This window comes from Bradyrhizobium sp. WCU1, assembly GCF_053474805.1.
Genome location: NZ_CM130280.1, coordinates 7,320,837 through 7,333,782, shown reverse-complemented (window position 1 = coordinate 7,333,782; position 12,946 = coordinate 7,320,837). Strand labels below are relative to the sequence as shown.

The following is a 12,946-nucleotide window of genomic DNA, read 5'->3' as shown; positions in this document are numbered from 1 at the left end:
CTCCGGCTACTCCGCCGCCTCGCTCGCTGAACTCTTCCGCGGCTTGCTGTTCGCCTTCTTTAGCACCGGCGCCAGGAACTTGCCGGTGTAGCTCCTCGGCGCCTTGACGATGTCCTCCGGCGGGCCCCAGGCGACGATCTCGCCGCCGCCGTCGCCGCCTTCGGGGCCGAGGTCGATCACCCAGTCGGCGGTCTTGATGACTTCGAGATTGTGCTCGATCACGACAACCGTGTTGCCCTGGGCGACCAGCTCGTGCAGCACCTCGAGCAGCTTTGCGACGTCGTGGAAGTGCAGGCCGGTGGTCGGCTCGTCCAGGATGTAGAGCGTGCGGCCGGTGGCGCGCTTCGACAATTCCTTGGCTAGCTTGACGCGCTGGGCTTCGCCACCGGACAGCGTCGTGGCTTGCTGGCCGACATGGATGTAGTCGAGACCGACGCGGTGCAGGGTCTGGAAGGTCTCGCGCACGCGCGGCACCGCCTTGAAGAACTCGGCGGCTTCCTCGACGGTCATGTCGAGCACGTCGGCGATGCTCTTGCCCTTGAACAGCACTTCCAGCGTTTCGCGGTTGTAGCGCTTGCCCTTGCAGGTGTCGCAGGTGACGTAGACGTCGGGCAGGAAGTGCATCTCGATCTTGATGACGCCGTCGCCCTGGCAGGCCTCGCAGCGGCCGCCCTTGACGTTGAACGAGAAGCGCCCGGGCTCGTAGCCGCGCGCCTTCGCTTCCGGCAGGCCGGCGAACCATTCGCGGATCGGCGTGAAGGCGCCGGTATAGGTCGCGGGGTTGGAGCGCGGGGTGCGGCCGATCGGCGACTGGTCGATGTCGATGATCTTGTCGATGTGCTCGAGGCCCTCGATGCGGTCGTGCGGCGCGGCGCCCTCGCTGGCATTGTTCAGCTTGCGCGCGATCGACTTGTAGAGCGTGTCGATCAGCAAGGTCGACTTGCCGCCGCCGGAGACGCCGGTGACGCAGGTGAACAGGCCGAGCGGAATCTCGGCCGAGACGTTCTTCAGATTGTTGCCGCGGGCGTTGATCACCTTGATGGTGCGGCGATGGTTCGGCGGCCGCCGGTCGGGCACCGGCACCGAAAGCTCACCGGTGAGGTACTTGCCGGTCAGCGATTTCGGGTTGCGCATGATCTGGTCGGGCGTGCCTTCCGCGACGATGTTGCCGCCATGCATGCCGGCGCCGGGGCCGATATCGAGCACGTAATCCGCCAAGCGAATGGCGTCCTCGTCATGCTCGACCACGACCACGGTGTTGCCGAGGTCGCGCAGCCGCTTCAGGGTATCGAGCAGCCGGGCATTGTCGCGCTGGTGCAGGCCGATCGACGGCTCGTCCAGCACGTAGAGCACGCCGGTCAGTCCCGAGCCGATCTGCGAGGCGAGGCGGATGCGCTGGCTCTCGCCGCCGGACAGCGTACCGGAGGAGCGCGACAGCGTCAGGTAGTTCAGGCCGACGTCGAGCAGGAAGGTCAGGCGCTCGCGGATCTCCTTGAGGATGCGCGCCGCGATCTCGTTCTGCTGCGCGTTCAGCGCCTCCGGCACCGTCTCGAACCATTCGCCGGCGCGCTTGACCGAGAGCTCGGAGATCTCGCCGATATGCTTGCCGCCGATCTTGACGCACAGCGCCTCCGGCTTCAGGCGATAGCCGTGGCAGCCTTCGCAGGGCACGTCGGAGAAATACTTGCCGAGCTCCTCGCGCGCCCACTCGCTCTCGGTCTCGCGGTAGCGGCGGTTGATGTTGGTGACGACGCCCTCGAACGGTTTCTTGGTGTCGTAGGAGCGCACGCCGTCCTCATAGGAGAACTTGATCTCGTCGTCGCCGGAGCCGTGCAGCAGCGCGGCCTGCACCTTCTTCGGCAGATCCTTCCACTTGGTGTCGAGCGTGAACTTGTAGTGCTTGCCGAGCGCGGTCAGGGTCTGGATGTAATAGGGCGAGGACGATTTTGCCCATGGCGCGATCGCGCCCTTGCGCAGGGTCAGCTCCTTGTCCGGGATGACCAGGTCCTCGTCGATATGCTGCTCGACGCCGAGGCCGCCGCAGGCCGGACAGGCGCCGTAGGGATTGTTGAACGAGAACAGGCGCGGCTCGATCTCGGGGATCGTGAAGCCGGACACCGGGCAGGCGAACTTTTCGGAGAACAGGATGCGCTCGGGGCCGCTCTTGTCGTGGATTTTTGCGGTCTTCTTCTTGTCTTCCTTCTCGCCGGCAGCCGCCGCCGGCGTGTCGGCGTATTCGATCACCGCGAGGCCATCGGCGAGCTTCAGCGCGGTCTCGAAACTTTCAGCGAGGCGCTGGGCCAGGTCGGGGCGCACCACGATGCGGTCGACCACCACGTCGATGTCGTGCGGGAATTTCTTGTCGAGGCTAGGGGCCTCCGACAGCTCATGGAAGGTGCCGTCGATCTTGACGCGCTGAAAGCCCTTCTTGAGGTATTCGGCGAGCTCCTTCTTGTACTCGCCCTTGCGGCCGCGCACGACCGGCGCCAGCAGATAGAGGCGGGTGCCTTCGGGCAGCGCCAGCACGCGGTCGACCATCTGCGAGACGATCTGGCTCTCGATCGGCAATCCCGTCGCCGGCGAATAGGGCACGCCGACCCGCGCCCACAACAAGCGCATGTAGTCGTAGATCTCGGTGACGGTGCCGACGGTGGAGCGCGGGTTCTTCGAGGTCGTCTTCTGCTCGATCGAGATCGCCGGCGACAGGCCGTCGATCTGGTCGACATCAGGCTTCTGCATCATCTCCAGAAATTGCCGCGCATAGGCCGACAGCGACTCGACGTAGCGGCGCTGGCCCTCGGCATAGATGGTGTCGAACGCGAGCGACGACTTGCCGGAGCCGGACAGGCCGGTGAACACCACGAGCTTGTCGCGCGGAATCTCGACGTCGATGTTCTTCAGATTGTGTTCGCGCGCGCCGCGGATCGTGATGGCGCGCGATGAGGAGCCGGCGTTGTTTTGGCGCTTCGCCTTGAGCACTTCATCCATTGCGACGGTTCCGGGCGCATGATCGGGCGCCTTTTGGGCGCGCATCGCCGGTGATGCCGGGAGCTTGCGCCGATGGGGTGTGTGAAGACTGGAACGTAGGTAGAACGGCCGACAATTTCCAGTGCTGAATGGCGTCCATCAACGGATAGTTTAGCCGATGGCAGCAGCCGTCAGCAGGATCGGTTCCAGATTTCCGTTTTGACGCGTTTTCCTGGCGCGAACCGGCATCCATCCCGGATCAAGTTCCGGGACAGGCTTCGCTCGAAAATGCTTTGACGAAAAAAAGGCCGGCGCGAGGCCGGCCTTTCCGAGACCTTGGGGGGCTGTCTTTCGCTTAAAGCGAGATGAGTTTTGGTTGAATCGGCTTGGCGCGGTCTTGCTTCACCTCTCCCTGGTGGGGAGAGGTCGGATTGCGCAGCAATCCGGGTGAGGGCTCTTGCTCTCTCGATAGACCGCAACCCCTCACCCGATTTGCTCCGCAAATCACCTCTCCCAAGGGAGAGGTGAACTTTCGATGCCGTTCCAGCTCAACTTAATCTCATCAGGCTTTAGTACTTCGCGACGATCGGGCCGCCGAAGTGATAGTTCACGCCGAACTGGACGGTGTGCAGGTTGATGTCGGCCGACCGCACGCCGAAGTAGGTCTCACCGCCCAGGCTGCGATACAGGTATTCGCCCTTGATCGACCACTGCGGCGCGATGAACGCCTCGATGCCGGCACCGACGGTCCAGCCCGAGTGGAAGTTGCTCTGCGAGACGCTGACGCCGCCCGCGCTGAGGGAGAGCTTGTTGTCGACCCAGGCGTAGCCGCCGGTGCCGTAGAACAGCACCTTGTCGACCGCGAAGCCGATGCGGCCGCGCGCGGTGCCGAGCGCGTCGATCTTGCTCGTCGCCGTGATGCCGAGCGCAGTGGCGGAGGCGTTGACGTCAGCCCATGCGCCGTCGGCCTCGAGGCCGTACACGATGTTGCCGGCCTGCCAGTTGTAGCCGATGGTGCCGCCGCCGAAGCCGCCTTCCATCTTCGGGTTGCCCGAATTCTCGCTGGCGTAGCCACCGAAGCCGCCGATGTAGAAGCCGGTCCAGTTGGTGAACGCGACCGGCGGCGGAGCCTTCACGTAGGGCGCGCGAGCCGCCATGTCGGCGGCCATCGCCGGTGCAATTGCGCTGAGGGCAAACATGCCGGCCGAGGCCAGCAGAACATTCCTGATTTTCAAAGTCCCAGTCCCATTTTCTTGTTGTCCCTTCAAACATTGAAGGGAAACGCCAACGCGGTGTCGCGTGACGTTCATGTGTTTCTACCTAGAAATCTTGGAAGTTGTGTATCCGTGAAACCACAATGCACGGAAAACGGCCCACGCGAGCCGTGCGCTTGCCCGCAACGAAAGAGCCCGGCGCAAGGCCGGCTCCTGTCGTTCGCTGCACGGCTGCGGCGCGCGGCCGCAGGTCGCTCAGTACTTCGCTGACACCACCGGACTGCTCGGTGCGTTGAAGTGGTAATTGATGCCGAGCTTGACGGTGTGGAAACTGTCCTTCCACTCCGAGCGATCGTTCAGTGCCGGCGTGTACTGGATCGGCGCGACCTTGCCGAGATCGATGTAGTTGTATTCGAGCTTGGCCGACCAATTGGCAGCGAACATGTATTCGACGCCGGCGCCGGCGGTCCAGCCCCAGCGCGTGTCGCTGGCCGAGGCCGAGGGCGGCGCGAGCCCGGCATTGTAGCGGTGCAGGATGTCGCCGACCGCGGCGCCGCCGCTCACGAACCACAACGTGGCGCCGTCGGCGTAGCCGAGCCGGCCCTTGATGTCGCCGAAGCTGCGCAGCTCGGTGTAGTAGGTGTCGAGCACACTGGGCGGTCCGACATTGATCACGTCGGAGCGGCCGGTGACGGCGGCCCAGTGGTAGTCGCCCTCGATCCCGAACACGACGGGGCCGGTCTGAAAATTGTAACCGACCACGCCGCCGACAAAGCCGCCGCTGGTGTTGTAGCTCTGCGTGCCGATGAACGCCGCATCGTTCGGTGCGCCAAGGTAAGTCTCGTTGCTGGTGCCCCAGCCGCCGCCGCCCTGGGCGCCGAGATAGAAGCCGCTCCAGCTGGTCGCAGGCGCGACGACCGGCGCCGGTGCGGGGGCGTGCGCGGCGAGGTCAGCCGCCGATACGGACGAAACGCTCAGCGCGGCAAGGCCGGCCGCGGCAACGCAAAGCTGCTTCATGGAATCCATCCCGTTTCGAATCGATCAATGACGGGACAAGGCTACCAGCACAGGTTGCAAGCCAGCGTAGCGCTCCGGCCACACTGATAACATTTTGATTTTATTGGATATTGCACGATTTATTAAGATTTAACCACGTTTGATTCGTGGTTGTGTGCGACTGGCCGCTCGCGCGAGCCGGCCGACCCGCCAAACAAAAAGGCCGGCGCGAAGCCGGCCTTTGGTCTCGATCGAACCGGATCGCGCGATCAGTAGCGCGCGACCACCGGGCCACCCCACTTGTAGTTCACGCGGACGGTGACGAGGTCGACGTCCTGGCGGTCGCGGATGCTGCTGAACAGCGCGCCGGTCGGGGTGGTGAGGTTGTAGGTCTTGTCCTGCATGAACAGGTGGTCGTATTCGACACCAGCGGTCCAGTTCGGCGCGAAGCCGACTTCGATGCCGGCGCCGATGGTGCCGCCCCAGCGGGTGTCGCTGGCGCTGCCGGCGAGCACGCCGGTCGGCGTGAAGAAGGTCCTGTAACGATTGTCGGTCAGCGCCGCACCACCCTTGGCGTACAGCAGCACGTTGTTGACGGCGTAGCCGACCTGGCCGGTGAACAGGCCGAACGCGTCGATCTTGGTCTGGTTGGTGAAGAGGCCCGGGAAGATCGCGCTGTTGTTGCTGCCCTTCAGGTCAGCCCAGTCGCCCTGCGCTTCGAGGCCGAACACCCAGGCGCCGGACTGCCAGCGATAGCCGATCTGGCCACCGGCAACGCCGCCGGTCGCGTCATGGCAACCATCCGATCCGAGGAGCAGTCCACCCGGGACCTGGCTCCAGCAATTGTGGCTCGAGCCCCAGCCGCCGTTGGCGCCGATGTAGAAGCCACTCCAGTCATAGATCGCAGCAATTATCGGCGGCGCCTTGGTGTAGGGGCGTGCCGCGAGGTCGGCCGCCGCAGCGGGCGCTGCGAACGCAATCAGGGCAACCGTACCGAGCAAAAACTTCTTCATTTCAAAACTCCCAGCCGATCGGCTTCCAAAAGGGTCCCAAAGCCGATCTCAGACGCGAGCGCCCATCTGATGGTGGACATCTATACGCTGATTCAACCGGAAACGCCGTCTCCCAAAAGCCACACTTGCGGAAGAAGTGTGGCTAGTGCAAGTCATTGATTTACTGAATTTTTTCTAGCGTGGATGAGCCGGCGGGCCGCCGCGATCGAAATCGTCCGGCCGTTCTATCGCCCTGGTCGCCTCTACGGCTGGTTGTGGCGAACAAAACTGGAACATTGTCGGCTGCAGTGCTATATCCTCGATAGTCGTGGATAACCGCGCGCGGGCAAAGGCGGCGAGCCGGCGCCGGCGTATAGGGTCATCCACGACGCCTGCGATGTAAGTGGCGAAGGTTGAGAGTGGCGGCCGATGTCCGGACGCCCGGTTTTTAAGTGGAGATGATGCGATGGCAGGAAGCGTGAACAAGGTGATCCTGGTCGGAAACCTCGGCAAGGATCCGGAAATCCGGCGGACCCAGGACGGCCGTCCGATCGCCAATCTGTCCATCGCCACCTCGGAGACCTGGCGCGACAAGGGCACCGGCGAGCGCAAGGAAAAGACCGAGTGGCACCGCGTCGTGATCTTCAACGAGGGCCTCTGCAAGGTCGCCGAGCAGTATCTGAAGAAGGGCGCCAAGGTGTACATCGAGGGCCAGTTGCAGACCCGCAAATGGACCGACCAGTCCGGCGTCGAGAAGTACTCGACCGAGGTCGTGCTGCAGGGCTTCAACTCCAACCTGACCATGCTCGACGGGCGGGGCGGCGGTGGCGGCAGCTTCTCGGACGACGGTGGCAGCGATTTCGGCTCGTCCGGTCCGGTCAGCTCGGCGCCGCGCCGCGCAGTGGCCGCCGGCGGCGGCAGCCGCAACAGCGACATGGACGACGACATCCCGTTCTGATCGAACGTCGCATTCCCGGGCTCATACGAACCGCTCCGTGAAGATTCATTTCGCGGGGCGGCGGTGAGATGCGTGGTGCAATTATCCTCATGTGGATTATGAGGATAACGTCCGAGCTGCAAGCCTAGTATTAGGTTTTTGGGGCTGGCTGGCGCAAGTTCCCGCGACTTTGACACAGGTCGATGTGAATGATATTTACATTGGCTGGCGGCGGACGATGACTGGCCGCGAGTTCAATGCAAAGGCCGTCACCATGAGCCTCGCGCCACTGCTCGACGCCGCGCCTGCGATCCCGCTCCATGCCTTCGCTGCGATGGCCGCCTTCGTGCTCGGCTCGATCCAGCTCGCCGCGCCGAAGGGCACGCTGCCGCACCGGACGCTGGGCTGGATCTGGGTGATCCTGATGCTGGTGGTCGCAGGCAGCTCGTTCTGGATCCATCAGATCCGGCTGCTCGGGCCGTGGAGCCCAATCCATCTGCTGTCGGTCTTCTCGCTGGTCATGCTGGTGGTCGGCGTGACGGCTGCGCGCAGCCACAATGTCCGCAGCCACAAGTTCACGATGATCGGCATCTTCTTCGGCGCGCTGCTCATCGCCGGGCTGTTCACCTTGATGCCCGGGCGGATCATGCACGCCGTGATTTTCGGCAACTGATTGCGCGGTTGAGGGGCGTCGTGGGGCCAGCTCCATCGGCTCCCACCCGGCCTGCGATCGCGGCGCAAAGCCGGCCCGCGGCAAATCTACAATGTGGCTGGTAAGTCCATGAAAAAACGAAGGGAAAAACGGCTAGCCGGAGCCGCGTCGGGGTGGTTATCAGGCCCCCGATGGGCTATATGATTCCCCAGTAAAACTGACCGGATTTCCCCTTTGTCCGATAACGAAGATGACAAGCCCGGCGAGCCGCCGGCGCCCTCAGATATTCGTCCCGTTTCCATTCTCGACGAGATGAAGAAATCGTACCTCGATTACGCGATGAGCGTGATCGTGTCGCGTGCGCTGCCCGATGCGCGCGACGGGCTCAAGCCGGTGCACCGGCGCATCCTGTATTCGATGCATGAGCAGGGGCACACGCCGGACAAGAAATACGTCAAATCCGCCCGTGTCGTCGGTGACGTGATCGGTAAGTACCATCCGCATGGCGACCAGTCGATCTACGACGCGATGGTCCGCATGGCGCAGGACTTCTCGCTGCGCGTGCCGCTGATCGACGGCCAGGGCAATTTCGGCTCGATCGACGGCGATCCGCCGGCGGCCTACCGATATACCGAAGCGCGGCTGACCAAGGCGGCGCTCGCCGTGCTCGCCGACATCGACATGGAAACCGTCGATTTCCAGCCGAACTACGACAATTCCGAGCAGGAGCCGTCGGTCCTGCCGGCCCGGTTCCCGAACCTCCTGGTCAACGGCGCCGGCGGCATCGCCGTCGGCATGGCGACCAACATCCCGCCGCACAATCTCGGCGAGGTGGTCGACGCCTGCGTGGCGCTGATCGACAACCCGGCGCTCTCGATCGACGAGCTGATCGACATCATCCCCGGGCCGGATTTCCCGACCGGCGGCATCATCCTCGGCCGCCAGGGCATCCGCTCCGCCTATCATCTCGGCCGCGGCTCGATCGTGATGCGCGGCAAGGTGACGATCGACACCATCCGCAAGGACCGCGAAGCGATCATCATCACCGAGATTCCCTACCAGGTGAACAAGGCCACGATGGTCGAGCGCATCGCCGACCTCGTGAAGGAGAAGAAGATCGAGGGCATCGGCGATCTCCGCGACGAGTCCGACCGCGACGGCTATCGCGTCGTGATCGAGCTGAAGCGCGAGGCGGTGCCTGACGTCGTGCTGAACCAGCTCTATCGCTTCACGCCGCTGCAGACCAACTTCCCCGCCAACATGCTGGCGCTGGATTCCGGTCGTCCGCAGACGATGACGTTGAAGGATCTGCTCACCATCTTCGTCGCGTTCCGCGAACAGGTGGTGACGCGGCGGACCAAGTTCCTGCTCGGCAAGGCGCGCGACCGCGCCCATATCCTGGTCGGCCTCGCCATCGCGGTTGCCAATATCGACGAGATGATCCGGGTGATCCGGACCTCTCCCGATCCGAACACGGCGCGCGACACGCTGATGTCGCGCGACTGGCCGGCGCGGGACGTCGAGGCGATGATCACGCTGATCGACGATCCACGGCACCGGATCAATGACGACGGCACGCTCCGGCTGTCGATGGAGCAGGCGAGGGCGATCCTCGATCTGCGGCTGCAACGCCTGACCGCGCTCGGGCGGGACGAGATTTCCGATGAGCTCGACAAGCTCGCGGCCGAGATCGCCGACTATCTCGACATCCTGCGCTCGCGTGCGCGCGTGCAGGGCATCGTCAAGACCGAACTCGCCGAGGTGAAGCAGCAGTTCGCGACGCCGCGCAAGACCGTGATCATCGAGCAGGAAGGCGAGGTCGAGGACGAGGACCTGATCCAGCGCGAGGACATGGTCGTCACCGTCTCGCATGCGGGCTATGTCAAGCGCGTACCGCTCTCGACCTACCGGGCGCAGCGCCGCGGCGGCAAGGGCCGCGCCGGCATGCAGACCCGCGACGAGGATTTCGTCGCGCGGCTGTTCGTGGCCTCCACCCACACACCGGTGCTGTTCTTCTCCTCGCGCGGCCAGGTCTACAAGGAGAAGGTCTGGCGGCTGCCGATGGCGGCGCCCAACGCGCGCGGCAAGGCGCTGATCAACATCCTGCCGCTGGAGCAGGGCGAGCGCATCACGACCATCATGCCGCTGCCGGAGGATGAATCCTCCTGGGGCAATCTCGACGTGATGTTCGCGACGACCAGCGGCACCGTTCGCCGCAACAAGCTGTCCGACTTCGTCGACGTCCGCCGCTCCGGCATCATCGCGATGAAGCTCGGTGAGGGCGAGGCGATCGTCGACGTGCAGATCTGCACCGAGCGTGACGACGTGCTGCTGACCGCCGCCGGCGGGCAGTGCATCCGCTTCCCGGTCCCCGATGTGCGCGTCTTCACCGGCCGCACCTCGATGGGCGTGCGCGGCATTGCGCTCGCCGAGGCCGACAGGCTGATCTCGCTGGCGATCCTGCGCCATGTCGAGACCACCTCGGATGAACGTTCCGCCTATTTGAAGATGCGCCGCGCGGTGGCCGGCGAGGCCACGACCGAAGAGCCGGTCGAGACCGAGGGCGAGGAGACGGCGAACGATGCGATCCAGCTGTCGCAGGAGCGCTATGCCGAGCTGTCGGCGGCCGAGCAGGTGGTGCTGACGGTTTCCGTCAACGGCTACGGCAAGCGGACCTCGTCCTACGAGTACCGCACCACCGGCCGCGGCGGTAAAGGCATCGTCGCGATGAGCGTCAACAATCGCAACGGCAATCTGGTGGCGTCGTTCCCGGTCGAGGACGCCGACCAGATCATGCTGGTCACCGACAAGGGGCAATTGATCCGCTGTCCGGTGGCCGACATCCGCGTGGCCGGCCGCTCGACCCAGGGCGTGATCGTGTTCGACACCGCCGAGGACGAGCACGTGGTCTCGGTCGAGCACATTCCGGAAGAAGAGAACAGCGAGAACGGCAACGGCGGTTAGCAGGCGCCTCCGAATGTGGTTTTTCGCCACAGAGAACTCGACGGCGCTTCAGCGCCGTCGTTGACCTCTTCTAACAACGATCGGTGAATCGCAGGGAATTTTGCGCAAGTGCATACTGTGATATCGCGAGTAACGATCAAGTGGCTACGAAGAGACTTTGGTTAAAGGGTTTCGGAGAATGGCGAATTGTCGTCGCCCGTAGTCTGTAAGCTTCCAGAACCGCACTTTGCTGCGCCGCGCCAAAGAACTGTCAATTTGCTCCTCGTCTATACGGTCTATGAGATTCGCGGCGAACAGGGTCTCCCCGATCTCACGTAAGCTACGTTCTTCCAGGCTGTTGCCTTCGAATTCTTTCGTATTGGGTTGATACCGACTTAGAGCTTTGTAGAAGTTGGCAACCAAAAAATTCTCCTCGGAGAAGTTCATTATTGTCGTTGCGACTGCAAGGAATATCGTACCCCAACTCACCTCAATCCGGTTCCCAAATTTAACCGTCACATCGTATCCAATAAACGGCCTCTCCTCTGCTGCCTTTGAGTCAAGCACCTGCTTTTCCAAGTACGCTACCTTTTCGAGCAGTTCCGCATACTTCTTGTATTCGACCACCTCATCTCTCCTAACAAATCCCGTTCTCGGTTTTGTTCGCTTAAGATCTACAAAGCTGGTTGTTACCTCTGCGGCCAGCTGATGAGGGCTTGTGAACGTGCGCACCGGTCGCTTCCGGATCTTCGAAATGAAGGCGTCGAGCTTCTCGCGCATTTCTTGATTGTCTTCGGTCTTACTGAACGGAATGGCGCCTCGATCGCCGTGAATGAAGCCGATCGATGGAATTTCTCGTTCACGCGCATAGTTGAACTCTTTTTCTGTGAAGCTAACTCCGTCCGCAGCAAGGCTGCCGTATCGGCCGCCAACCAGCACAACGTAGTAGTCTGAGTCATCTATCTGCTGCTTGATGAACTCCCAAGTATCATCATCGGCCGCGGGAAAGAGCTCCATTCCTACCGGCAAGCAATTCAATTTCAGCAGAGCCTTCTGGACCTCGGCTCGTTCCTCCCTGAGGTCCGCAAATGTAGAGCTCACGAATACTTTGTATATCGGCTCCGACGCCATTGAGGTCTCCGCGTACATCTAACCTTGGGTGGTAGGGAGGTCGCGCCGTGTTGACGTTGGCTTCTGGTGGCAGTCGGCGGTGACCGGCAAGCTCTACTTTGGCCTTATCCCGCATAATTACACGCCTAATTGGTGGAACTCTCAAGCTCCATGGTGAGCCTGGGGAGCACGTCCGTCTTTCCGATTTGCGCGAACCAGCACCAGAGCTCCAGCGTGCAGGCGAGCCGGTAGAGCGCGATCGTGGCTTCCCAATCCAGCCGGTCGCGTGTGCCGTGGCCGGCGAGCAGGCCGTCGCGCTTCGGCGCGTCGTTTGGCGTGAAGTAGTACAGCGCCTTGGCGATATCCATCAGCGGATCGCCGGCCGTGCAGTTCTCGAAATCGACGATGCCGGAAAGCTCCGGGCTTCCTTCGGCGTTCACCAGCACATTTCCGGCATGGAAATCGTAGTGGCACAGGCGCGGCGTCTGGGCTGCGTCGAGCAAATGGTTGCGTGCGATAATGCTGGCCCGCAGCCGTGTGGCCAGCGCCGGGTCGCCACCGCGGGTGCAAAATTCTGTCAGCTTCCGCTCAAACTGGGCGGACATGTAGGCGCGGTTGCTTGGGTGAGGGGTCCAGACGCCGTTCGGGCCGATATAGCCGAAGCTATCGAGGGTGACGTCGTTGATCCTGCGCAGCGCCGCGCCCATCTCGGCGTAGATCGCAAACAGCTCCTGATCGCCCAGCTCCGGCTCGCGCTGGCCGAGCATGACGCCGTCGAGCTTGCTCATCAGCACGAAGCTGAGGTCGATCGTCGAATGCGTATCGTCGGCGAGGAGAATGTGGGGAACGGGAATAGCGACGTCGCGCAGCAGCCCGAGGACGTGGACCTCCTTCGCCATCTTCCATTGCAGCTGCGTCGGGTAGACCTTCAGGATGCAGTTGGGCGCGTCCGCCAGAACGATCTCGAGGATCGTGCTGATCTCGCCGCCGCGCAGTTCGATGACATCGTGCACGCGGGAATGCAGCGGTACGCGGTCGACGATGGCTTGAGCCTGCTCGATCGAGATTGTCAGCCTCGGTTTGAGCTGAAGCGGCGGATCGTTGGACATGCCCGCACATCCCACCGATGGTCTGA

At 63.0% G+C, this 12,946-nt stretch carries 9 protein-coding genes; 3 read left to right on the top strand and 6 right to left on the bottom strand.

Annotated elements, in window-relative coordinates; translation table 11 throughout:
- Positions 1-6: 6 nt before the first annotated feature.
- From uvrA to ACTUWL_RS34350, 4 genes are all read right to left on the bottom strand, one after another.
- Positions 7-2,988, bottom strand: coding sequence for an excinuclease ABC subunit UvrA (gene uvrA / locus ACTUWL_RS34365; RefSeq protein ID WP_021081253.1), 2,982 nt, complete (start codon positions 2,986-2,988; stop codon positions 7-9).
- A 548-nt stretch (positions 2,989-3,536) separates the two neighbouring features.
- Positions 3,537-4,196 carry an outer membrane protein gene (locus ACTUWL_RS34360; protein ID WP_035652865.1) on the bottom strand — a complete coding sequence of 220 codons (660 nt, stop codon included), beginning with the start codon at positions 4,194-4,196 and terminating at the stop codon, positions 3,537-3,539.
- 240 nt (positions 4,197-4,436) lie between these two features.
- The gene (locus ACTUWL_RS34355; RefSeq protein ID WP_021081255.1) at positions 4,437-5,198 is read right to left on the bottom strand and encodes an outer membrane protein; all 762 of its coding nucleotides are present in this window, start codon (positions 5,196-5,198) and stop codon (positions 4,437-4,439) included.
- A gap of 248 nt (positions 5,199-5,446) precedes the next feature.
- Positions 5,447-6,190 (bottom strand): outer membrane protein, encoded by a 744-nt coding sequence (locus tag ACTUWL_RS34350; RefSeq protein WP_021081256.1) that lies wholly within the window; start codon positions 6,188-6,190, stop codon positions 5,447-5,449.
- Positions 6,191-6,635: 445 nt separating this feature from the next.
- Here ACTUWL_RS34350 and ACTUWL_RS34345 point away from each other — a divergent pair, with 445 nt between their 5' ends.
- From ACTUWL_RS34345 to gyrA, 3 genes are all read left to right on the top strand, one after another.
- Positions 6,636-7,127: a single-stranded DNA-binding protein gene (locus tag ACTUWL_RS34345; protein WP_021081257.1), complete on the top strand. Its 492-nt coding sequence runs from the start codon at positions 6,636-6,638 to the stop codon at positions 7,125-7,127.
- A gap of 253 nt (positions 7,128-7,380) precedes the next feature.
- Positions 7,381-7,779, top strand: a complete 399-nt coding sequence (locus ACTUWL_RS34340; RefSeq protein WP_035652867.1) for a DUF2306 domain-containing protein — start codon at positions 7,381-7,383, stop codon at positions 7,777-7,779.
- Positions 7,780-7,992: 213 nt separating this feature from the next.
- Positions 7,993-10,722 carry a DNA gyrase subunit A gene (gene gyrA / locus ACTUWL_RS34335; protein ID WP_021081259.1) on the top strand — a complete coding sequence of 910 codons (2,730 nt, stop codon included), beginning with the start codon at positions 7,993-7,995 and terminating at the stop codon, positions 10,720-10,722.
- Between the two features lie 144 nt (positions 10,723-10,866).
- Here gyrA and ACTUWL_RS34330 read toward each other — a convergent pair whose 3' ends face one another.
- Both ACTUWL_RS34330 and ACTUWL_RS34325 read right to left on the bottom strand, forming a co-directional pair.
- The gene (locus tag ACTUWL_RS34330; RefSeq protein ID WP_021081260.1) at positions 10,867-11,832 is read right to left on the bottom strand and encodes a DUF4062 domain-containing protein; all 966 of its coding nucleotides are present in this window, start codon (positions 11,830-11,832) and stop codon (positions 10,867-10,869) included.
- Positions 11,833-11,957: 125 nt separating this feature from the next.
- On the bottom strand, positions 11,958-12,920 hold the full coding sequence (locus ACTUWL_RS34325; protein WP_021081261.1) for a phosphotransferase family protein: 963 nt from the start codon (positions 12,918-12,920) through the stop codon (positions 11,958-11,960).
- Positions 12,921-12,946: the final 26 nt, after the last annotated feature.